20 protein-coding genes and 1 riboswitch are annotated in these 22609 nt (G+C 66.9%); of the genes, 13 read left to right on the top strand and 7 right to left on the bottom strand.

The genetic code is table 11. The annotated features are described in order from the left end of the window. The first annotated feature begins 665 nt into the window (after window positions 1–665). Window positions 666–783: riboswitch (SAM riboswitch) on the top strand. The 4 genes from HMPREF3174_RS07825 (at window position 784) to HMPREF3174_RS07840 (ending at window position 4543) form a co-directional block, all read left to right on the top strand. Beyond that, complete coding sequence (locus HMPREF3174_RS07825) at window positions 784–1215, top strand: hypothetical protein (RefSeq protein ID WP_070445752.1); 432 nt, start codon at window positions 784–786, stop codon at window positions 1213–1215. It abuts the riboswitch before it with no gap. 176 nt (window positions 1216–1391) lie between these two features. Next, window positions 1392–3080, top strand: a complete 1689-nt coding sequence (locus HMPREF3174_RS07830) for an alpha/beta fold hydrolase (RefSeq protein WP_068539317.1) — start codon at window positions 1392–1394, stop codon at window positions 3078–3080. A gap of 162 nt (window positions 3081–3242) precedes the next feature. Further along, window positions 3243–3854 carry a hypothetical protein gene (locus HMPREF3174_RS07835; protein ID WP_148132204.1) on the top strand — a complete coding sequence of 204 codons (612 nt, stop codon included), beginning with the start codon at window positions 3243–3245 and terminating at the stop codon, window positions 3852–3854. After that, a complete protein-coding gene (locus HMPREF3174_RS07840) occupies window positions 3851–4543 on the top strand; it encodes a hypothetical protein (RefSeq protein ID WP_070448332.1) in 693 nt (230 codons plus the stop codon). Before HMPREF3174_RS07835 ends, HMPREF3174_RS07840 begins: the two co-directional genes overlap by 4 nt. On the opposite strand, the gene HMPREF3174_RS07845 is transcribed toward HMPREF3174_RS07840, so the two are convergent. Beyond that, the gene (locus HMPREF3174_RS07845) at window positions 4492–5223 is read right to left on the bottom strand and encodes a hypothetical protein (RefSeq protein ID WP_070448333.1); all 732 of its coding nucleotides are present in this window, start codon (window positions 5221–5223) and stop codon (window positions 4492–4494) included. The two genes, HMPREF3174_RS07840 and HMPREF3174_RS07845, sit on opposite strands and share 52 nt — an antisense overlap. A gap of 122 nt (window positions 5224–5345) precedes the next feature. Between HMPREF3174_RS07845 and HMPREF3174_RS07850 the strand changes: the two genes are divergently transcribed. From HMPREF3174_RS07850 to HMPREF3174_RS07885, 8 genes are all read left to right on the top strand, one after another. Beyond that, window positions 5346–7010 (top strand): MFS transporter, encoded by a 1665-nt coding sequence (locus HMPREF3174_RS07850; RefSeq protein WP_070448334.1) that lies wholly within the window; start codon window positions 5346–5348, stop codon window positions 7008–7010. Window positions 7011–7079: 69 nt separating this feature from the next. Further along, window positions 7080–7340: an ACT domain-containing protein gene (locus tag HMPREF3174_RS07855; RefSeq protein WP_062613964.1), complete on the top strand. Its 261-nt coding sequence runs from the start codon at window positions 7080–7082 to the stop codon at window positions 7338–7340. Between the two features lie 7 nt (window positions 7341–7347). Beyond that, window positions 7348–8712, top strand: a complete 1365-nt coding sequence (locus tag HMPREF3174_RS07860) for a PFL family protein (RefSeq protein ID WP_070448335.1) — start codon at window positions 7348–7350, stop codon at window positions 8710–8712. 81 nt (window positions 8713–8793) lie between these two features. Then, window positions 8794–9681 carry an ATP-binding cassette domain-containing protein gene (locus HMPREF3174_RS07865; RefSeq protein ID WP_070448336.1) on the top strand — a complete coding sequence of 296 codons (888 nt, stop codon included), beginning with the start codon at window positions 8794–8796 and terminating at the stop codon, window positions 9679–9681. Further along, window positions 9681–11852, top strand: coding sequence for a YhgE/Pip family protein (locus tag HMPREF3174_RS07870; RefSeq protein WP_070448337.1), 2172 nt, complete (start codon window positions 9681–9683; stop codon window positions 11850–11852). The genes HMPREF3174_RS07865 and HMPREF3174_RS07870 overlap by 1 nt, the downstream gene beginning before the upstream one ends. A 40-nt stretch (window positions 11853–11892) precedes the next feature. Then, the gene (locus tag HMPREF3174_RS07875) at window positions 11893–12792 is read left to right on the top strand and encodes a DUF4862 family protein (protein ID WP_070445742.1); all 900 of its coding nucleotides are present in this window, start codon (window positions 11893–11895) and stop codon (window positions 12790–12792) included. Then, window positions 12789–13406, top strand: a complete 618-nt coding sequence (locus HMPREF3174_RS07880) for an NUDIX hydrolase N-terminal domain-containing protein (protein WP_062613969.1) — start codon at window positions 12789–12791, stop codon at window positions 13404–13406. The genes HMPREF3174_RS07875 and HMPREF3174_RS07880 overlap by 4 nt, the downstream gene beginning before the upstream one ends. A 116-nt stretch (window positions 13407–13522) precedes the next feature. Further along, window positions 13523–13972, top strand: coding sequence for a carboxymuconolactone decarboxylase family protein (locus tag HMPREF3174_RS07885; protein WP_068539302.1), 450 nt, complete (start codon window positions 13523–13525; stop codon window positions 13970–13972). 130 nt (window positions 13973–14102) lie between these two features. On the opposite strand, the gene HMPREF3174_RS07890 is transcribed toward HMPREF3174_RS07885, so the two are convergent. Next, window positions 14103–15122 carry a DUF5692 family protein gene (locus HMPREF3174_RS07890; RefSeq protein ID WP_070448338.1) on the bottom strand — a complete coding sequence of 340 codons (1020 nt, stop codon included), beginning with the start codon at window positions 15120–15122 and terminating at the stop codon, window positions 14103–14105. A 2-nt stretch (window positions 15123–15124) separates the two neighbouring features. Next, a complete protein-coding gene (locus HMPREF3174_RS07895) occupies window positions 15125–16165 on the bottom strand; it encodes a hypothetical protein (protein WP_070448339.1) in 1041 nt (346 codons plus the stop codon). Window positions 16166–16418: 253 nt separating this feature from the next. Here HMPREF3174_RS07895 and HMPREF3174_RS07900 point away from each other — a divergent pair, with 253 nt between their 5' ends. Then, entirely contained in the window at window positions 16419–17777 is a 1359-nt protein-coding gene (locus HMPREF3174_RS07900) for a DUF5692 family protein (protein WP_070448340.1), read from the top strand. Window positions 17778–17845: 68 nt separating this feature from the next. Here HMPREF3174_RS07900 and HMPREF3174_RS07905 read toward each other — a convergent pair whose 3' ends face one another. From HMPREF3174_RS07905 to HMPREF3174_RS07920, 4 genes are read right to left on the bottom strand one after another with little or no spacing between them, the layout of a single operon-like run. Then, the gene (locus tag HMPREF3174_RS07905) at window positions 17846–18469 is read right to left on the bottom strand and encodes a LutC/YkgG family protein (RefSeq protein ID WP_062613974.1); all 624 of its coding nucleotides are present in this window, start codon (window positions 18467–18469) and stop codon (window positions 17846–17848) included. Next, window positions 18466–20061, bottom strand: coding sequence for a LutB/LldF family L-lactate oxidation iron-sulfur protein (locus tag HMPREF3174_RS07910; protein WP_070448341.1), 1596 nt, complete (start codon window positions 20059–20061; stop codon window positions 18466–18468). The genes HMPREF3174_RS07905 and HMPREF3174_RS07910 overlap by 4 nt, the downstream gene beginning before the upstream one ends. After that, window positions 20061–20849 carry a (Fe-S)-binding protein gene (locus HMPREF3174_RS07915; protein ID WP_062613976.1) on the bottom strand — a complete coding sequence of 263 codons (789 nt, stop codon included), beginning with the start codon at window positions 20847–20849 and terminating at the stop codon, window positions 20061–20063. Before HMPREF3174_RS07915 ends, HMPREF3174_RS07910 begins: the two co-directional genes overlap by 1 nt. Before the next feature lie 11 nt (window positions 20850–20860). Beyond that, window positions 20861–22510, bottom strand: coding sequence for an L-lactate permease (locus HMPREF3174_RS07920; RefSeq protein WP_371440122.1), 1650 nt, complete (start codon window positions 22508–22510; stop codon window positions 20861–20863). Window positions 22511–22609 lie beyond the last annotated feature (99 nt).

The following is a 22609-nucleotide window of genomic DNA, read 5'->3' on the forward strand; positions in this document are numbered from 1 at the left end:
GCGTTACACCACACTAAGGGACGCAACCCACTCCAATGCCGGCTCATATTTGTGAATGGCATAGTGAGTGAACGTATCTCGATCGACAAGTCGGAGCCTCACTACCTCATTCGCCCTGGCGGATTCTAAACACACCTTGACCAATTTTACCGTCCGTAGCTCACGTGAGGGCGAAAGACGGCACCCCACCAGCTGCAATGAACCAACTCTCACACGGCAGGAACCAGTAGCGTATTACGGCGGGTCAGTTTGGCCGCGGAGCCAGCAACGATCTGAGACTCGCAAGCTGGACAAGCAGCCCGAATGCCAGGGGCTGAGAAACCCACAGGCGCAGTTTGGCTTGTTGTCAAGCGAAAAGCCCTCCGTCGCCTCTGGCTCTGCGATCAGCATTTTGTATCGTCTTCGGCAGTTACATAACAGGTGGCCCGGAAACCGCGAGAAATTGAGGTTTCCGGGCTTTTTCGTGCCCGGGAATGACTAACCGGATGACCGATGCGGGGCCGGCGGTGGATGCCGGCGGCTGGCCGGTGGGGGCCGGCCTGTGGACCGGCAGGTGGTGGGTTGCCGCTGGATGGCTGCCCGCTGGGTGGCTGGTCCTCGGGGTTGGGGGCGGCACCCAACTCGGCTTTCCCCTTGCTCGATTTGGTGTGATACAGTCCTGCGTGGATCAAGAAGATCAGTCGCAAGCCCTTCGGCAGACTGACTGGCAACCGCGCGTCGCGCACGGTGCCCCCGAAGGAAGATCTGTCCCGGGTGGAATTCGCCTCCGGGAAAGAGCGATCAATGAAGGAGTTCCCCATGCGGAACATCGAAGAAGAAGCAAACCTGCCCACCCCGAAGAAGTGTGGGCGTTTCCTGACGGCTCACGACATCCATTACATCCGGGCGAGGCACAGCTGGACCGCCACGTGGCGGGACGTGGAGAAGGTCGAGATGGATGGAGACTTTATCGTCTTCGTCGTCGACGGGGATACCGTCCGTGGCTGGAACCATGAACCGTCCTATGTGCAGGCGCTGATTGACTCTGGTCGGCGGGTGAAGTGGTGTGAGAGGTACGGGATTCTGAGCTTTGAAGCGCCGGGCGGGGGTAGTTCTCGCTATGTCGGAGTCGACTCCGTTGCGAGCCCGGAGGAATGCACCGGCACTCGCACAGATGGGTTCGTGATCGAGGGAAGGAAGCTCCTCGGAGGCGACGGCCAGGATAGTCGCGCATAGCGCGGCGCCGCCCCGCCCCGGCGATTTGAATTCACTGGACGATTCTGGGGCGATCTTCGTATGTAGAAAGATCGCCCCAGAATCGTCCACCTTGTCTCAACCCGGTTGCCCCCACGTCGCCGCGCCCCGCTTTCGGTCTAGACTTGTAGCGCCCGCCCACGAGCTAAGGAACCCCCATGATCAGCAACGCAGCGTCGTATTCGGTATCCGGCCGCGAGGAAAGGGGCGTGATCGTCGCGCTGCATGGTGTCACCGACAACGCCGCCGCACTGTCCGGCATCTCGCGCCGATGGGGGACCGAGTGGCGCGTCTACCTGGTCGACGCCCTCGGTCACGGCTTGTCGCGCCGGTTTCACGACGACGACCTCGCCGACCCCTTCACCGCTCTCGTCGCGGCGGCCCGGGCGGTCGTCATCGACGCGGCCCGCCACGCGGTGAGCCGGAAGGTGGTGCTGATGGGGCACTCGATGGGTGGGGCGATCGCGGCGGCGATCGCGCGGGAGGTGCCGGACCTGGTACAGGCGCTCGTGCTTGAGGACCCCGCGCTCCTCACCGATACCCAGCGGCAGGCCTACGCTGACACGGCTCGCGAGCGCGTCGTCCACCAAGATGCCGTCACCGCGGATCCGAGCCACGCGATCGCCGAGCTGAAGGCGTCATACCCAGCCTGGCCCGCCGCCGAGTATGGAGCGTGGGCGCAGGGGAAGGCGCAGGTGGACCGGCGCTTTTTGGCCACGGGCGTGGTGAGTGGGCGCGGGCGGGAGCTCCTGGCCGAGCTCGCGGTGCCCACGCTTCTCCTTACGGGCGACGGCGGCGATGTCCTGTTCGGTGCGGCCGGCCTTGCCCAGGCCGAGGCCCTCGCCAATCCGCACCTCAGCACGGCGCTCATCCCCGACGCCACCCACACGGTCCGCCGCGACCGGCCCAAGGAGTTCTACCAGGTCGTGAACGAGTTCCTCGGCCGCCACGGGCAGGACCCGCAGCCGGCCCCTTACATCGCCGACGAGCTGGCCTCCCTCCTCGACACGACGCCGTCACAAGACATGGCCCGCTACCACGTGGTTCGCCGGCAGGGAGAGGACGCCTTCGGCGGCGCGAGTCCGGGTGCGGGCGTGACGGTGGAGACCGTCGTCGTTGGCGCGGTGCCCCTGCGGTGCCTGCGGGGCGACGGGGAGCCGACCGCGGCGGTGCTGTCCATCCACGGCGGCGGATACGTGGCGGGTGAGGCGCGGTTCGACGACGCCCGCAACGCCGATCTGGTCGAACTGTTCGGGGGAGCGGTGGTGGCGAGCCCGGACTACCGGCTTGCCCCGGAGTACCCGTGGCCGGCGGGCGCCACCGACTGCGCCGACGCGCTGCGCTACCTCGCCCAGACTTACCCGGGCTTGCCGCTGTACGTGTTGGGCGACTCCGCCGGCGCCGGCCTGGCACAACAGGCAATCGCCCTGCTGGCAGAAAGCGGCGAGCCGGTGCGGATCGAACGCGCGTTCGTGCTCGAACCGTGCCTGGAGCCGGGGATGGATACGGGGTCGTTCGCCACCTACCGCGACGGGCCGATTTGGACGCGGGAGGCGTCGGCGGCGTCGTGGCGCCACTACCTCGGCGACCCGCGCGTCACCCCGCCCTACGTGCCCTCACGGCGGGCCGCGGCGCTCATGCCGCCCACGTTTATCGTGGTCAACCCGGCCGATCCGCTTCGCGACGAGGGCCTTCGTCTCGCCCAGGACCTCGCCGACGCCGGCGTCCCTGTCGAACTCCACATGTTCCCGGGCACCTTCCACGGGGCGCTGTCGGTGCCGTCCTCGCGCACGTGGCATCGCGTGAAGGAGGCGATGCGGGCCTTCCTCGCGACGCCGATGGGCTAGCGCCCGGTGGCTGGTCGCACGGCTACCGAAAACCCGTAACCTCGCGTTCACATTGGCGCCTTAGCGTGCAATAGCATGGGACGACTGCTCTTTGCGCTGGTTCTGGGTGGCCTGGCCTCATCGCTCGCCTTCGCTACGACCGGCTCGGAAAAATTCTGAACCGTGACTCGCGTGCTGCTCTTCGTGGCAGCGGCGAAGGACATCGTGTCCCTCCTTGACCTGCACGAGGTGGAGACCGGGGCCCTCGTGGCGGTCGCGCACCCGTACGAGGAATACAGCAACATCCACGTCCTCCTTGGCGATGAGGTTCCGCCCGCGTCGCAGGCGTTAAACGCCGACGCCGTGGCCTACGCCGAACCGCTCGAAGAGTGGCGTGCACCGACCAAGTTCCACCGGAGGGGGTGGGTGCTGGTGTTGGCGTTCGTGGTCGGCGCTGTTGGCGCGCCGTTCCTGTCGACGTCGGACCCGGTGCCGTGCCTGAAGTACATGGTCGGCAAGTACGACGGGCGTGTGCAGCAAATCGACGACGGCTACCTCTTCGAAGAAGTGCCCTTGCTTGAGGCGCTCGACGTGCTGGAGGGCGAGCTCGGACACGACCAGGTGATCGAGGTTGCGTTCGCGGACATCAAGCTCGACGCTGACGCGTCCACCGCGCTTGGCGGGGCGCAGATCGATGATGTGGTGGTGCGAGGCGGCAAAGTCATCTCGCGAACAGTCAAAATACGTGAGCCCGGGCTTGATTTCAACGAGGCGGCCTTCAGCTTGGGGACGTGAACTGGTCGCAGATCATCCGAGCCATCCCCGAGGCGAAAAACGTGGCGCGCGAGCTGGGGCTTGCCGACCCGAAGATCGAGAGGGTCTCGGTGGCCCGGCTCCTTCCCATTTCGGTTGCGCTTGAGGTGCGCATGGTGTTCCGAGACGAGACCGGGTCCGAGACGGTGTTCCTCACGCCCAAGGGCGAGGTCACGACGTCGACCGAGTTCGCCCAGCTCGACGACGCCGCCCGCGAAACCTACTACTTCGCCCTCGATCGCTTCGTGCCCGCCGTCCAAGAGACCCTTGACGAGGTGGGTCTGACCGAGATGGTCAGCATCACAGTGTTCCGCGGGCGGCTTAACGTGGAGTCGTTCCGCGAGGAGGGTGGACGCAGCGAGACTGTTGAGGTGACGCACTCTGACGGGCGCGTGGCGCGCATCGCGCCCGCCGATCCCACGAAGGTGGACTCCGGGCGGCGCTTCACGATCAACGACGTCGACTGGGAGGCCACCTTCGCCATGATCGCCGAGGGGCAACGCATCATGGCCGAGGCTGGCGCTGAGGGCACCGAGCCCACCCACATCATCATTGAGCGCGACGACACGGACGTCCCGTATTTCCGGGTGTACTTAAAAAACGAGTACGACGAGGGTGGTTACCTCGAAGTGGACGCGAACGGGTCGATCGTGCGGACCATGCTCCCGTAGGCGCGAGCCAGTATCGCCCGCGTCGCCTGCGTGGCCTCCTCGATGACGTCCTCGCTGCCGCCCGCGTCGATGAGCGTGAAGCCCGTGGAGATGAGCCCGCGGATGAGGGCGGCCACGATCGCCCGCCGTTCGGCTTCAACCTGCGGCAGCGCCTCGGCCACGAGCTCGGCGAGCATGTCGTCCAGCACGGCGTGCCCGCCGCTCTCGCCCTCCAGCTGCGAGCGCCGGATCCCCGCGCCTAGCTGCATAAGCCAGCCGTGCCCGCTGCGGGTGGCCTGGCGCAGGTTCGCCTCCACAAAAGCAACCGTAGCCCGCGCCCCGCGCTCGGCGGTGCCGGCAGCCGCAGTGCCAGTCATCCCCGCGCCCGTGCGCTCAGCCACAGAGCTAGCCTCGGCTTGCTCGGTATCCGACGCCCCGGCCCGCGCCTCGTCCACCACCTCCCGGACGGCCGTGATCCACGCGGGGAAGTGCCGTCCGACCACGCGGGCCCGCAGGTCGTCGATCGAATCGATGTAGCGGTAGAGCGAGTTGCGCTTGATCCCCACGGCGTCGGCCACGGCGCCCGCGGTCAGCTCCGCGCCCGAACTCATGATCGCCTCGGCGACGTCGTAGATCTGCGCGAGGGTCTGCGCGCGGCGGCTCGCGAGCTGTTCGTGGTAGGGGCTATTCACGCCTGCCATTGTGCCATGATCAGCTACCCGGCCGGTACTTGCGACACCCTGTCGCAGGGTGTTTAATGGAGAGGTGCGACACCGTGTCGCATCCTCGACGGCCGCGCCGCCGATCATCGAAAGGTTCATCCATGACCACTACGCGCAGCGCCGCCCACGACGCTCCCGACACGGAAACTCCCGCCGCGTCCGCCACCTCCGGCGCACCAAGCCGCGCCGCCCCAACCCCGCCCAACCGCTGGCTCATCCTCGGCGTGGTCATGTTCGGTGTCTCCCTCATCGTGCTGGACTCCACGGTGGTGGCCGTGTCGATCCCGACGATCATCGCCGACCTCCGCCTCACCCTCACCCAAGCCCAGTGGGTCACCTCCCTGTACTCGGTGATCTTCGCCTCCTTGCTCCTAACCTCGGGCACGCTCGGCGACAGGATCGGCACCAAGCGGGTCTTCCTCGCGGGCCTCGCGGTGTTCGCCGCGTCTTCCCTCCTGGCCGCGCTCGCGACGTCGGCCGCCACCCTCCTCCTCGCTCGCGGCCTGCAAGGCCTGGGTGGCGCGCTCGTGCTACCCTCCACCCTGTCCACGATCAACGCCACCTTCCGCGGCAGCTCCCGCGCGGCCGCCTTCGGCATGTGGGGCGCAGTCATGGCGGCAATGGCCGCGATCGGCCCGCTGCTGGGCGGTTGGATCACCCAGACTTTCTCCTGGGAGTGGATCTTCCTCATCAACCCGCCGATCGCCGCGGTCATCTTCGCCCTCGCCCTGCGCGTGCTGCCCGCCGGGGAGCGCGCCCGCGTCGGGATCGACTGGCGCGGCCCGGCGCTGTCCGCCGCCGCGATGGCCACCCTCGTCTTCGGCCTCATCGAGGCCACCACCTTCGGCTGGGTCCGCATGAAGAACGACGCCGCCCTCGGCCCTCTCACCTGGCGCGCCGGCTGGGTCTCACCCACGCTCGTCGCGATCGCACTCGGGCTGGCCCTGCTCGCCCTCTTCGTCTGGGACCAGGCTCGCCGTGGCCGCGCCGGCCAGGCCGTCCTCCTCGACGTCAGCCTCTTTACCCTCTCCTCCTTCACCAACGGCAACGTCACCGCGATGATGGTGGCGATGGGCGAGTTCGGCGCCCTGTTCGTCCTTCCCCTGTTCCTGATTAACGTGCAGGGATTCGGCGCGATCGAAGCGGGCTGGGTGCTGGCCTCGCTCGCTATCGGCGCGTTTTTCTCCGGGGCAGCCGCGCGGCACGTGGCCGGGCAGATCGGCGCGGCCTGGACGGTCGTCGTCGGGCTGGTACTGGAAGTCGCCGGCATTGCGGTACTCGCCGCGATCTTGCACGCGGACCTGTCGGCGATCACGATGTCGGCGGTGCTGGTCGGCTACGGGCTGGGCATGGGTCTGGCCTCGGCGCAGGTGGCCTCCGTGGTCCTGGCCGACGTGCCGATCGAGCGCTCCGGCATGGGATCCGCCACGCAGACGACGTTCCGCCAGCTCGGCTCCTCGCTCGGCTCGGCGGTGGCGGGCTCCGCGCTCGCGGCCGGCCTCACCGCCCTCCTCCCCGCCAAGCTCGCCGACCTCGGCATCCCCGCCGCCGGCGCCAGCGCCATCACCGACGCCACCGTCACCTCCGCCGGCTCCGCCATGTCTCAGCTCGCCGCCCAGGCCCCCGACCCCGCGGCCCTCCACGCCGCCCTTACCGAATCCTTCGCGACGGCGACCAGCATCTCCCTCGCCGGCTCTGCCGTGGCGCTCGGCGTCGGCCTCGTCTCCGCGCTCATCCTCGCCAGCCGCGCGTCATCCCGCGCCTAAACCCGGGCGCCGAACCATCCCGCCCATGCGCCCATATGACCTCCCAGGCCAGCGCGATAGAATGGAAAAATGTACGCAATCATCACCGTTACCGGCTCGGACCACCCGGGCATCGTCGCAGGAGTGACCACCGCGCTCGCGGAACACAAGGCCAATATCCTCGACATCTCCCAGACTCTCATGGGCGGATTCTTCACCATGATCCTCCGCGTGGAGGTCTCCAACTCGATCGACGAGCTCCAGGCCGCCCTGACCGCCGTCGAACGCGAGCAGTCTACCGTGATCCGGGTCCAGTCCGAGGCCCTGTTCACAGCAATGAACGAACTGTAGGTGCGCCGTGGCTTTCCATTCGAGTCCGCAGTCCATCCTGTCCACGGTGGAGATGATTGAAAAGTACCGCCTGGACATCCGCACGGTCACGATGGGGATCTCGCTCCTGTCCTGCCGCCGGTCCACTATGGCCGCCACGTGCGAAGCGATCTACGAGCGCATCACCACCCAGGCCGCGCGCCTCGTGGAGGTCGCCGAGGGCATCGAGCGCGAGCTTGGCATCCCGATCGTCAACAAGCGCATCTCGGTCACCCCGATCGCGTTGGTGGCGGCGGGGTTGGAGGGCGGCGTCGTCGACATCGCTCACGCCCTCGACCGGGCCGGCAAGGCCGTGGGCGTCAACTTCATCGGCGGCTACTCGGCGCTGGTGGACAAGGGGATGAGCGACGTCGATCGCGCCCTCATCGCCTCCCTCCCGCGGGCCCTGACCGACACGGATGTGGTGTGCGGGTCGGTCAACGTGGCCTCCTCGCGCGCCGGCATCAACATGGAGGCCGTGGCCCTGCTGGGCGAGGTCATCAAGGAGGCCGCCGCGCTCACGGCCGACCGCAGCGCGATCGCCTGCGCCAAGCTCGTGGTCTTCGCCAACGCGGTGGGGGACAACCCGTTCATGGCCGGCGCCTTCCACGGCGTGGAGGAGCCGGACGCCGTGATCAACGTGGGCGTATCCGGCCCCGGCGTCGTCGCCAACGCGATTGAACCCATGCGCGGCGCGCCGCTCAACGAGATCGCGGAGGAGATCAAGAAGGCCGCCTTCAAGATCACGCGCGCCGGCCAGCTCGTGGGTGAATTCGCGGCGGAACGGCTGGGCGTGCCCTTCGGCATCGTCGACCTCTCGCTCGCCCCCACCGCCGAAGTCGGCGACTCCGTGGCCGCGATCCTCGAGGCCATGGGCCTGGAGCGCGTGGGCGCTCACGGCACCACCGCCGCGCTCGCCCTGCTCAACGACGCGGTGAAGAAGGGCGGCATGATGGCTTGCTCGCGCGTGGGCGGGCTGTCCGGCTCGTTCATCCCCGTTTCGGAGGATGCGAACATGATCGACGCCGTCCGCGCCGGCACCCTCTCGATCGAGAAGCTGGAGGCGATGACGGCGATCTGCTCGGTCGGCCTGGACATGGTGGCCATTCCCGGCGACACCCCCGCCGCCGCAATTGCCGGCATGATCGCCGACGAATCCGCAATCGGGGTGATGAACCACAAGACGACAGCCGTGCGCGTCATCCCCGCCCCCGGCACCGCGGAAGGCGACGAGGTGGACTTCGGCGGGCTACTCGGCTACGCGCCCGTCATGCCCGTACGCGCCGTGTCCTCGGCCGAGTTCGTGGCACGCGGCGGATTCATCCCCGCACCCGTCCACGGGATGCGCAACTAACGCGCGCGGCGAACAAGTTTCGAGGGCATTTTTCACGGCGGTAGACTTCCGACGTTAATGCTGGTCAGAGTAGGAAATCAGATGAGACGCAAGCAACAGGTCCAAGTTGATTCGCTTAACGACGACGGCAGCGTGCTTCGTGCCATTCGCCTCGCTGCTTCTTCGGTGCACGGTCCGATCTTCGGGCCGCTCGACCTCGCGCTCGCCCCGGGCACGCTCTGCATTGTGCACGGCACCTCCGGCTCGGGCCGCTCGGCCCTGTTGCTCGCGCTCGCCGGCCGGTTGCGCCGCGTGACCGGCGGGCTTGAGATCGCCGGGTACGACGCCGACACCGAGCTTTCCGCCGTCCTCCAGTGTGCCGCGGTGGGCCGGATCGGGCAGTACGCCGCCCCGGATGACCGCCTCACGGTAGGTGAACTTATCGGTGAGCGCGCGGTCCAGGACGGTATGAGCATCCGCCAGGCCGTCGAGCGCGCGGAGCAGATCGAGGACTTCCTCGGCTACCGAATCGACCGCGGCGCCCTCTACCAAGAGCTCCCGGGTGCGGAGAAGGCGATGCTGTGCGCGGCGCTGGCGATGCTGCGGCCGGCGGCGGTTATCGTCGTGGACGGGGTGGATCACGACGTGCCCGCCCACCACGCCGCCACCCTCTTGGCCTCCCTGCAAAAGCTTGCCACGATGGATAACAACGTCATCGTCGTCAGCGCCTCCAATGCCAACGCGGCGCCCGTCGGCGCGGTCCGCGTTCACCTCGTGCCCACGAAGGTCACGCGCATCCACAAGATTGAGGAGCCGCCCGTCACCATCGACGAGGCCATCGAGGAACCCGAGGTCCTCGCGCCGTTGGACCCGGACCAGGACGAGGTGGTGGTCGCAACCGTCGGAGAGCCGACGCAGGCCGAGCCGACACAGGCCAAGCCGGCGGACGCGGCCGGGGGCGACGTCGTCGTGAACGAGGAGGAAGAATAATGAAGCCGCTGCGCTCCGCGACCCTCGAATTCAAGCACTTCCGGGGCATCCCCGTGATCGCCCTCGTCTTTATCCTCATCGTCCCCGCCCTCTACGGCGGCATCTACCTGCACGCCAACTGGGACCTCTACCACGAGATCGACAAGGTCAAGGTGGCGATCGTCAACTCGGACAAGGCGGTGGACTTCGACGGGCAAACCATCGACGCCGGCTCCCTGTTCGTAGATGCGATCAAAGGCCAGGACGGCTTCGACTGGCAGTTCATGGACGACGAGGCCGAGGCCGAGCGGCGGCTGCGTGAGGGCGAGATCTACATGATCGTCTCCGTGCCTGAGAACTTTTCCGCGAACCTCGTGGCCGCCGGGCGCTTCCAACCCGAACGCGCCACCATCACCTTCCACCGCGACGACGCCAACGGCTTCATCGCCGGCTCCCTCCTGTCCCAGATGCAGGCGCTCATCCAGGAGCAGGTCAACGCCGCGGTGGGCGAGGCGTACTTCTCCACCCTGTTCGGGCAGCTGTCCGTCATCCGCGATGGCATGACCACCGCCGCCGACGGCGCCCGCCAACTCTCCGACGGCCTCACCCAGGCCGCCACCGGCGTATCCACGCTCAACGAGGCGCTCTCCGGACTGGACGTGCCAGGGATGCAGGAGGAGATGGCGCAGCTGTCGGACGCGATGGCCACCCTCGACCGGGGCGCCACCAGCGTGTTGCTTGGCGTGTCCGGCGCCACGGGCTCCGTGGTCGGGCTGGAGAACGTGGCCGACGGCGTGCAGGTGGGCAAAGACAACGTCAAGGCCGCGCTCGGCCCGCTACGCAATTACGTCAACAACAACCTACCCAAGCTCCAGGACGACGCCGTCAACCTCGGCGGGCTCAGCGCCGAACTGTCCGGGAACGCAAACTCGACGATTGGGAAGACGAACTCCGCTCTCGACGCCGTCAACAAGGCCCTCCTCCAAATGGCTGCCAACCCCGACCTGGCAAACGACCCCGCCTTCCTGGCGAAGTTGCAGGAGGACATCGCAGCGTCGTCGTCGTTGCTGGGCGACCTGTCCGCGAACGTGTCCGGGCAGCTGAGGCTGACCTCGAGCCTGCAGGCGAACCTCGACTACAACGCCACGAAGGCGGCCGTGGACGCGGCGGATGCGGCGATGGCGGCGATCGATTCGTCGTTCAACAGCCTCGATGCCGCGCTGCGGAGCTTCGGCTCCTCCGCCGAGGACATCAACGCCGGCGTGGAACAAATCAACCAGGGTAAGACCCAGCTCACCACCCTCATCTCGGGGCTGAGTGGCAAGCTGCCCGAGGCTGTGGCGGGGCTGGAGCAGCTGGTCAGCGGCGTGTCCCAGCTCGACCTTGCGATGCAGCAGCTCGACACCGGCGCCGCGACCCTGGCCGACGGGCTCGAGCAGGGCGTGGCGCAGATCCCCGCGCTCACGGACTCCGAAGTGGATCACCTTGCTGAGATCATGTCCTCCCCGGTCAGCATCAGCGTGATCACCGACAACGACGCGGAGACCTACGGGCGCGGCCTGGCCCCATTCTTCTTCTCGATCGCCCTGTGGGTGTCCTCCGTGACCTTCTTCCTCGTGATGCGCACGATGCCCGGGCGGCTCGTGCTCTCCCGCGCCAGCAATTTCGCCCCGATGATGCACGGGTTTGCGCCATTCGCGGTGATGGGCGTGGCCTCCTCGCTCATCATGGGCCTGGGCGTGTGGGGCCTGCTCGGCCTACACCCGGTGCACCCGTGGCGGTTCATCCTGCTGCTGATCGTGGCGGCGCTAGCCTTCATGGCGCTGGGCTATCTGGTAAGGCTGTGGCTGGGCTCGCCGCAGAGCGCCGTGTTCCTCGTGGCGTTGATCTTGCAGCTGCCGGCCTCGGGCGGCACGTTCCCCACGGAGATGCTCAACTCCTTCTACCGCGGGCTGTCGTCCATCTCACCGATGCGGTACTCGGTAGATGCCTTCCGCGTGGCGATCTCCGGCGGCACGGCCACCCAGTACTGGGGGTCGGTGGGGGTGCTCGCGCTGATCGCCGTGGTGTCGCTGGCGTTGCTGTACTGGCTGGTCGGGCGCCGGCGCGTGCTACGCATGCGCGACCTGCACCCGCCCATGATCACCGGCGAATCCACCGGCGACTTCGCCTTCTCCGTCCGCCCCCGCTAACCGGGGCTTTGAGAGGATTGGAAGGATTGAAAGGACTGACATGATCGTTGGAGCCTACGCGGCGATGCCCGCCACCCGCGCCGAACAAGAAGCCTTCCTCGACGCGCTCGCCCCCATCGCCACCGGCCTGGAGATCCCGTGGCGCACCGACGCCCTCGACCCCGACCCCGCCTGGCTCGCCCGCCAGCTCGCCGGCCGTTTCACGGACTCGGTGGTGACCGCGATCCCCGACACGATGCGGATGCTCGGCTCCTGGCCCGGGTTCGGGTTGGGGAGTCCCGATGACGCTGCCCGGACCGCCGCGCTTACTCAAGCGCGCCAGATCCTGGGCGCCGTTGAGTCGCTGAATGATGCCGCCGGGGGAGTGGTGCGGCGGGTGGAGCTACACTCCGCGCCGAGCCATACGGCCGATGCCGGGGCGCTGGTGGCCTCGCTCGGCGACCTGCTGCCCGAGGCCGAGCGGATCGGCGTGGAGATCGTGATCGAGCACTGCGACGCCCGCGGCCGCGCGGGGGCCGGGGAGAAGAACTTCCTCAGCCTGGAGGAAGAGATCGAGGTGGCCCGGCAAGTCGGTGTGAAGATCGCGCTGAACTGGGGGCGCTCGGTGATCGAGTCCCAGGATCCCGGCCGGCCCGAGGCGCAGGCGGCGCTGTTGGCCGAGCACGGGTTGCTCGCCGGGCTCATGTGCTCGGGCGCGGGAGGGGCGGACACCGCGTACGGCGCCGGCTGGGCTGACACCCACCTGCCCCTCAGCGTGGATGAGCCCTCAAGCCTGCTCACCCCGCGGCGCGTCCGCGATTTCATTGCGGCCGGGGGCGGCACCGAAGACTACCGCGGGGTCAAGATCCAGGTCCCCGCCGACGCCGGGGTCGAGGCGCGGGTGGCCATGATCGCGCGTGTGGCGGAGGCCTGGGCGGGCTTGGGTAGGCTGATCCCATGAACGAGCAATGGCTGACGTGGGCCACCGAAATCCAAGCAATCGCCCAGACGGGCCTGGCCTACGCCACGGACGTCTTCGACAGGGAGCGGTATACGCGCCTGCGGGAGATCTCGGCGGAGATCCTCGCCTCCTACACCGACGTGCCGGTGGAGAAGGTGGCTGAGCTTTTCTGCAACGAGGACGGCTACCAAACCCCGAAGCTAGACACCCGGGCTGTGATCGTGCGCGAGGGCAAGATCCTGCTGGTGCAGGAGGCCTCCGGCCGATGGGCGATGCCCGGCGGGTGGGCCGACATCGGCCTGACCCTGGGGCAGAACGTGGCCAAGGAAACCAAGGAAGAGGCCGGCCTGGACGTGGTGCCCCGGCGTGTGCTCGCCGTCCAGGACCGAGCCAAGCATAACCAGCCCGAGCTGCCGTGGAGCATCTGGAAGATCTTTGTGGCCTGCGACGTGATGGGCGGCCAGTTTGAGCCGAATGTAGAAACGATCGACTCGGGCTACTTCGGCTTGGACGAGCTTCCCCCGCTCCACGAGGGCAAAACCACCCGCGCGCAGGTAGAGATGTGCCTGGCGGGAGTGGCCGCGGGTGCGGGCGCGGACGTCGTTTTTGATTAGTGAATCGCGGGAATGAAATCCGCCCGTGGTCGGCTACAGGGTGCGAACGTGGTGGGCGCGCGCCCGTAGAATGCATGCGTTCCCCGAACGACCTCGCGTTTGACCGAAGGAGAAGAATGACCCGAATCGACATTGCCAAGGCAACCCCGGATGTCTACAAGGCTCTCAACGCCGCTTCGATGAAGTCGCGCGAGGCGTGGGAGGCGGCAGGCCTCACCGCGGAGGAGGTCGAGCTGGCGAAAGTGCGCGTCTCGCAGATCAACGGCTGCGTGGCGTGCCTCGGCGTCCACGTCCCCGCCCTGCGCGAGGCCGGTATGGACCAGCGCCACATCGACGTCCTGCCCGCGTGGCGTGACGCCGGCTCCCCGTTCACGCCCAAGCAGCGTGCGATCCTCGAGCTGGCTGAGGCTCTCACCACCCTGGAGCGCCCCGAGGCGCGCGACGCCGTGATCGCCGCCGCCCTCGAGTATTTCACCCCGGAGCAGGTCTCGGCCCTGGAGTGGTCGATTATCCTCATCGGCGCCTACAACCGGATTTCGATCGCGTCGGGCCACCGCCTGCGCTAACCCCCCGGCCCAGACCGCGCCTGGTAGCCGGCCGCGCCCGGCCAGCCCGGCCGGCAGGGCCAACCCTGTCCCTTCGCGGGACGAGGCCAGTCAGGTCACGCACAAGCCCGGTTAGGCCACGCGCTGGCCGTTACCGATAGCCCACTTCCTCGGGTGTCTTGCCCAGGCGGGCGGCGATCCGGTCCTGCGCCTCGGGAGTGGCGGTGGCGTGCACCCAGGGGATGTAGGGGGGGGTGTCGGAGTAGACCTCCTGCGTGAGTGGGTTCCGCCGGTACTTGAACACGCGGTAGAAGTGGTAGATGGACAGCGCCGCGTTCGCTGCCAGGGCGAGTGCGGCGATGAGGAACATCGCGTGCGGGTTCTGGCTGTGCCGGTGGGCGAACATGGAATCGTGCATGAAGTGCGGGAAGGTGAGCACGATCGCGGACCAGAACGTGAGGGTGTAGGCCCGGTACTGGATCCACTGGCCGCGCCCGAACCACATGAGTGCGGGGATCGTGCAGGCCAGCAGGAGTGCCACGCCGGAGTACCACGCGCGGTCCGAGAGGCAGTTGTAGACGTAGGCAACGTTCCACAGGTCGTAGGCGATGATCCACCACACGGTGAGGTCGCCCCAGATGATGCCCTTGTCCTTATTCTTGGACACGTAGATGCCGATCCAACCGGAGATCATCAGCAGGTTGAGGATCCCGGCCACGCCGTTCATGATGTTCCAGGGCCCGCCCCACGTCCACTGGCCGGTCACGGGATCGGCGCCGTGGATGAAGTAGCACTGGAAGTCGCGGATGACCGCCTCCACAATGTTGACGGCCAGCAGCAGCGGCGGGATGAGCAGGTACCACTTGTTGGTCTGCAGTTTCTTCACGTACTGCAGGGCCACCAAGCTGAGTGATCCGGCGAGCGCCGAGTATTGCTTGACGATCGCGAACCACCCGGCGGCCTCCGTGCCTTGGGTGGAGGTGGGCCACACGAAAATTGTGAGCGTGACCGGGATGACGATGAACACGGCGAGCGCCACGTACTTGCTACGTTGCGCGAGCCACGCCGTGAAGGCGAGCCCCGCGATGACCACGAGGAGCATCGCGTAGTCCCACCACTCGCCCACCTCGAAGAAGAACAGGGTGGGGTAATCGGGAATTGGGGGATTCATGGCTATTTACCCTCGCTCGGCGTCTTCTTGCCCCAGCGCTTGAGGTAGGTGCGTTCCATCTTCTGGCGGATCTGCTCGTCCCAGGAGAATTCGGGCTCTTCCCAGTCCACGAAGTACTCTTCGTCGACGACGTCGGCCCAGGGCGTGTCCGGGCCCGTGGGCGGCCAATTTGGATTGTCGGTGACAGGTTCGCGGATGTCGAGCACGGAGGGCCGCTGGCGTCCGTACTGGAACCATTGCGTGTAGGTGTTGTCGAAGAGCGGGGTGCCGTCGTATCGGCCGGCCGGGGTGCCGGTGTTGATGATCCCGCCGCCGAAGACCTTGCGCATGGCCTTGCCGCCCAGGGTTTCCTTCTTGCGGAACTCGGCTACGCGCTTGATGTAGATGTTTTGCAGGTGGGCCATGACGCCGCCGATGAGCTCGATGTTGGTCCAATTGATAGCGGAGATGATCTTGCCGTTGGGCTCGAATCCGATGCGCCAGTGGTTGATGAGGCGGGGGCGCTCGCCCTTGAGTGGCATGAGGTAGAAGCACCAGGCTGCGGCGAAGTGTTTCATGCCGGGGAAGCGGAAGGCATACGATCCGGGGGCCATGGGCGCGGACTTCGTGTCTACCCATTCCACGAGGTACTTTCCGGGTACGACGTCGGTCCACTCCATCGACATCCCGTGGAAGTCGAATGCGGCGTTGTCGCCGGGCATGAGCGAATCGGGCTGCTGGTATTCTTCCTGGATTTCGTAGGAGTTGTAGAAGGGGAGCCGGGCGAAGACGCGTTCGAGCAGGTCCGAGCTGAATGAGCCGGTGCGGTTGGCGCCGATTTGCTTGATGATGCGGTAGACGGCGTAGGCGGGCGCGTCGATGTCGATCGCGTAGGTTGAGGAGCGGCCGTTGGTGTAGTGGGCGTCGATGAGGTCGTCGGCCGGGTAGTACCAGGCGTTTTCCTCGGGGGTGGCTTTGCCGGTGAGCTGGCTGAATGTGATCATGCCGCCCAGGCCGGCGAGCCCGATCGGCGCAAGGATCTTCAATGCGGACTTCGCTTGCATTGTGCTTCTTCCTTCGTTGGAATCTGTTGCGAACGACGACGACGGGCCGGGCCGACGTCGTCGTCGGACGCCACGAATGCCACCGCACGCATTTTGGTTGAAGAAGAGCTTACTGTGACCTCGTGCACATTTGTGGGGACTGAGGTCCTTAAAGCGTGCCTGTGAGCTGGGTATACGCTAATGCCACTGTTTCTAGGCGTCAATGGCGACGCCGCGGGGCTGCGCAAGGGCGCGCGGCGGTAGGAGAAATGACGTGGACTCGCTCTTTTTGTGGGAGATAGGAACTCCCATTGTGTACGTGACATGGCTGGTGGTGTTCGTCGCGCAGGTGGCGATCGCGGAGGTGCATCGCAGGTGGCCGTGGACGGTGTTTGTGCTGTGGACGGTGGGTGGCGTGCTCGCGATGCCGTTCGCGATCAAGTATGCGATCCCGATCGTGGGCTGGTTCCCGTTCGGCAAGTTCGCGATCATGGTGGCCACCGCCACGATGACCGGCTATCTGCTGTGGTACGGCAAGCGCAACCCGCTCAAGGCCCACCGTTACGCGATCTGGTTTGGTGTGGCGCTTTGGCTGGGGTTGGCCCTCAACATCATGGAGGCCAACATCCGCGACATCACAATTTTCTTCGAGGCCGACACGTATAACGCCTGCGCCGCCGACCCGGCCTGCCTGCAGGCGATCAACGACGGCTCGGCCCGCGACATGCTGGCCGGCCTGCCCGAGGCCCGCGGGATCACGGCCACCCTCCACAGTCCCGAGTGGTACCAGGCGCTCGCCGCGAACTTCGAAGCGAACAACGTGGGCATCGACCCGGCCACCGGCTTCCGCACGATTGGCGGGTACTGGAACATCATCACCGCGATTGCGGGCCTGCTCAACATCATCGCGATCACGGGTCTGGGCAAGATCATGATCACCTCGCCGGGCATGAAGAAGGCCAACGGCAAGGACAAGGTGCGCGGGCTGATCTGGGTTGACATGGTCTGGCCGTGGGTCATCGCCTATGACCTGTGGAACCACGCCTTCCTCTACAACTCCCTGTCCGACTACACGTGGTACGCCACGCTCGCCCTGCTGTTGGCGTGCACGATCCCAGCGTTCACGTGGGCGCGCGGGCAGTGGATCTGGTTCCGCTGCTTCACCCTCATGTTCTGGATCGCGGTGAACAACCTGCTCGCCGAGTTCTTCGTGCCGCCGGGGAAGATGCACAACTTCTCCACGATGGACCCGTTCGCCAACGAGGTGTGCGCGTGGGCGGCGCTGATTTCCAACGTGGCGTTGTTCGTCTACTGGATTTACAAGATGGTTAAAACTGGCCGTCACCCGCTACGCGACGGCCTGTACCACGAGCACAAGGAGTTCCGCGACATCGTCAAGGACAATTTCGACGACGCCGACAAGTACTTCCTGGTCGACACGATCAAGGAAACCCCGGCCGAGCTGGGCTTCGAGCCCGAATCGCCAACCCCTCCCGCGCACGGCTGGGTGGGCTGGATGCCCTGGTGGAAGGAAGACAAGCGCTACCCCAAGCCGCGCACGCCGATGTCTGCCGACCCGCGCCTCATTGAGAAGGGCGTTAAGGCCGACCCCCGTTGGGACGTGAAGAAGTAACTGCACGCTCAGCAGGCGAGGGCCCCGGGATCGCTCCCGGGGCCCTCGCCCTGTTGCCTACGTGTGGCCTACCGCTCGACGATGATCACCCGCAGGTTGCGCGGCCCGTGCACCCCGTCCACGCGCACCAGCTCGATATCCGAGGTGGCCGACGGGCCCGCGATCCACGTGGTGGGCCGGGTGGGGTTCTCGCCCAGCACGGCCACGGCCTCGGGGAGGGTGGCCTTGATGGCGTCGGCTTCGAGCACGACGACGTGCGTGTCCGGCACCAGCGTGATCGCGCGCCGGCCCTGATCGGGCTGGCCGTCAAGCATGATCGTGCCCGAGTTAGCCACGGCCACGCGCGAGGCGGTGAGGACGGCGTCGATGGAATCAAGCTCGGCCTTGGAAAGCGCCGGCTCGTCCACGCGAACCTCCCGGCCCTTGCCGGCGGCCTCCTGCCACTCGGCGGGCAGGCCGGCGGGCACTACCACGCTCGAGCAGTCGTCGAGCAGCTCGTCGATCGCGGCGGCGATCCCGTCCGGACTCACGCGCTTGACCACCGCGGTGTAGTCGATAAGGGCCTCTTCCATCTCGTCGATGACGACCGCGCGCGAGGCGTCGGTGCCGAAGCGGTAGTCGCGCGGGATCTCCGGGGTGGGGATCGGGCCGACGTTACGGATGCGGTTCAAAATCACGTCCTTGGCGCTCATCGCGCACCTCCTTCATGGCCGCCACAGCAGCCCTCCGAGCCTTTGCCACCGCAGCAGCCCTCTTCGTGCCACCAATCGCGGAAGGATTGTGCGGGCGGGGCGGGGATGTCGCGGGCGCGGGTCCAGTCCTTGGCCACCGGCAGGGGCAGGTAGCCGATCTTGCGATCCTTGCCGGCGGCCACACGGCCGGTGGCCACGGCCTTGCCGGCCGCCTCCATGGCCTTGCCCGATCTCATGATCTTGGACGTGGCCTTCATGCCGATGTCCCACTTGTCGGGGATGCCGCCCCGGTTGGCTTCGGCGTACTTGTGGCGCAGGTGGACCAGGATGTCGGGGATGTTGATCTTGACCGGGCACACGTCGTAGCACGCCCCACACAGGGTCGAGGCGAACGGGAGTGTGGAGGCCGGGTCCTTGCGGTCCGTGGCGCCCAGCAGCTGCGGGGTGAGGATCGCGCCGATCGGCCCGGGGTAGACCGAATTGTAGGCGTGCCCGCCCGTCACGCGGTACACGGGGCAGATGTTCATGCAGGCCGCGCAGCGGATGCATTTGAGGGCTTCACGGCCCACCGGGTCGTGCAGCACGTTGGTGCGCCCGTTGTCCATGAGGATGAGGTGGAACTCCTGCGGGCCGTCGCCCTCCGTGACGCCCGTCCAGAAGGAGGTGTAGGGGTTCATGCGCTCGCCGGTGGCGGAGCGGGGCAGGAGCTGGGAGAACACCTCGATGTCCTGGAAGTGCGGCACCAGCTTTTCGATGCCCATGACCGTGATGAGGGTTTCGGGCAGGGTGAGGCACATGCGGCCGTTGCCCTCGGATTCGTAGATCGCCACGGTCCCGGTCTCGGCCACGCCGATGTTCGCGCCCGAGATCGCCACCTTCGCGGAGAGGAACTTCTTGCGCAGGTGGGCGCGGGCCGCCATGGCGAGCACGCGCGGCTCGTGGGTGAGCTCCCCGGCGTCGTCCATGCGCGCCTCGAAGATCGCCTTGACCTCGGCGCGGTTGCGGTGGATCGCGGGCACGACGACGTGCGAGGGCATGTCCTCCGACAGCTGGACGATCATCTCGGCCAGGTCGGTCTCCCACGCCTGGATCCCGCGCTCGCCCAGGTATTCGTTGAGGTTGATCTCCTGCGTGGCCATGGACTTGACCTTGACCACCTCGTCCACGCCCTTCGCCTTGACCAGGTCGTAGACGATGCGGTTGGCCTCATCGGCGTCGCGCGCCCAGTGCACGACGCCGCCCTTGGCGGTCACGTTCGCCTCGAACTGTTCGAGCAGCTCGACCCAGTTCGCGGCCACGGTGCGCTTGATGTTCGACGCCGATTCGCGCAGCGCCTCCCAGTCGGGCATTTCCTCCACGCGCGTGTTGCGCTTGGTGCGGATCTTGCCGGTGGCATACCCGAGGTTGCGCCGCATCTGCGTGTTGCGCAGGGTTTCCTCTGAGCCTTCACGGAAGGACTGACCCCAGCGGAGCGGGTCGTTGGGAATGGGGTGGCCGGGCACCCAGCCGAGCTCGGTTTCGGCGATGTCCTTTTCGGCCCAGTCGGCGGGGTTGAGCCCCAGCTTCGAGCCCAGTTCCTTGATGTTCAACATTAGGCACCTACCTTCGTGGTTGTGGCCGGGGCGATGAACGGGTCATCCTGGCTGCCGGCGAGCACCTCGGCCAGGTGCATGGCGCGGATTCCGGAGCGTGTGCGGGACAGGCCGCCGGCGATGTTCATGAGGCACGAGTAGTCGCCGGCCACGAGGATTTCGGCGCCGGTGGACTTGATGTTGGCCATCTTGTCGGTGAGCATGGCCGAGGACACGTCGGGGTTCTTCACCGAGAACGTGCCGCCGAAGCCGCAGCACACGTCGGCGTCGGGAAGCGGGACGTAGTCGATGCCCTCCACGGCCTGGATGAGCTGGAGCGGCTTGTCGCCCACCTTTGCCACGCGCAGCGAGTGGCAGGTGGTGTGGTAGGTGACGCGGTGGGGGAAGTAGGCCCCGACGTCGACCATGCCGAGCACGTCCACGATGAGTTCGGGCAGGTCGTACGTCTTCTCGGCGATCTTCTCGGCCTTGGTGGCGAGGTCCGTGTGGCCGAGTTCGCGGGCCACCATCGCCTGCTGGGTGCGGATCGAGCCGGTGCACGAGCCGGAGGGGGCCACGATCGCGTCCCACTCGCCGTCGAGCACGGGGGCGAACGTGCGCACGTGATTCTCAATGAGGGGCAGGGCCTCGGGGTAGTAGCCGGTGTTGATGTGCATCTGGCCGCAACATGCCTGATCCTCGGGGAAGACGACCTCGTGGCCGAGGCGGCGGAGGAGATGCACCGTTGCTTGCGCGGCCTGCGGGAACATGAGGTCGTTCATGCAGGTGGAGAAAAGCGCGATTCTCATGGTGAACCTTTCTATGCGATGAGGAATCCGAGGATTCCGTTGGAGGCGAGGACCGTGATGAGGCCCAGCAGGACGATGAGGGTAAGAGAGTAGGGGGCGGCCTTGCGCAAGATTTCCGACTCGGAGCCCTCGGACTTCACGGCGCCTGCCGCGATCGCGAGGTTCTGGGGGCTGACGATTTTGCCGATGCCGCCGCCGATCTCGTTGACGCCGAGGAGGAGGCGGGTGGGCAGGTCGGCCGCCTGGGCGGCGGTGGCCTGCAGGTTTCCGAACAGGGCGCCGGCCGAGGTGGCCGAGCCGGTCACGGCGGTGCCGATCCAGCCGAGCATGGGGGAGAGGAAGGCGAAGGCGGCGCCCGTGCCGGCCAGCCACGCGCCGATCGCCACGGTCTGGCCGGAGAAGTTCATGACGTAGGCCAGGGCCATGACCAGGCAGATCGTGAGGATCGCGATGCGCAGGTTGACCACGGTGGTGACGAGCGTGCGCATGCCGGTGGCAAACGGCAGCTCGAAACGTCCCTCCGAGCGCGAGTACGCGATCGCCACCACCAGACCGGTGAAGAAGAGCATCGTGCCGGGCGAGGACAGCCAGGGCAGGGTGAAGGTCACCGACGTGTTCTGCTGGCCGTTCAGCCCCATGACGTCGGCCAGGCCCGGCCAGACGAAGGAGATGTCGGTGGAGGCCAGGGCGGCCGGCACGTCCACCCCGATGCGCCACAGCTTGGCCACCGCGAAGACGATGACCACCAGCCAGTACGGCAGGAGGCCGAGCATGATCCGGCTGCCCGAAAGTTGCTCGGTGGGCGCGGGGGAACGCAAGTCCTCGGGCGTCGTCGGCGTCCAAAAACGTAGCAGCGCGGCGAGCGCGGCGAAGGAGAGCAGGGAGCCGACCACGGCGGCGAGCTCGTAGGACAGGAAGTTGGAGGTGAGCCCCACGCCGGCGGCCATGCCGGCCCAGGCGACGATCGCGGCGAGCCAGCCGTCCCTGATCCCGCGCATGCCGTCCATGATGAACAGCATGAGGAAGGGGACGATGATGAGCAGGATCGGGGTGATGCGGCCCATGGTGGCGCCCACCAGGTTCGGGTCTTCGCCGCCGAGTTTGGCCACGGTGGTGACCGGGATCGCCATCGCGCCGAACCCGACGTTGAGAGCGTTGCCTACCATGACGGCGAGCGCGGCGCGGATCGGGGGCAGGCCGAGCGCCCACATCATCGTGCAGGCGATCGCCACGGGGGCGCCGAAGCCGGCCAGGCCCTCGAGTAGGCCGCAGAACGCGTAGCCGATGAGGAGGCCCTGGATGCGCTTGTCTCCTTTGCCCACGGCCGAGAAGACGGCCTGGACGTCAGCGGCGCGGCCGGAGCGGTCGGTGAGGTTGTACAGCCACACGGCCATCACCACGATGTAGATGATCGGGATGAGGCCGAAGGCCGCGCCTTCAACGGCGGACATGCCCGCCATCGCCGCCGGCATGTCGAAGCCGACCGTGGCCACGATCAGCGCCACCACAAGGGCGCCGAGCGCGCACCAGTGTGTGGGGATGGAAAACACCCCGAGCGCGACGAAGAAGAATACGAGGGGCAGGAGGCTAACAAGAGCAGTGATCAGCGACGACCCGGCGATCGCCGTGGTCGAAGGCTGAAAGAGTGTAAGCGCAATCATAAACATCCTTGTTGTCGATTTCTTCTCCCTACCTTAGTGAAACACTTCGCGCGCACATAGCCAGGATCTGGGAAAATGTCCGTCTTTACGTCAGAGTTT

It is taken from the genome of Trueperella sp. HMSC08H06 (assembly GCF_001808465.1).
Lineage (GTDB): Bacteria > Actinomycetota > Actinomycetes > Actinomycetales > Actinomycetaceae > Trueperella > Trueperella bernardiae.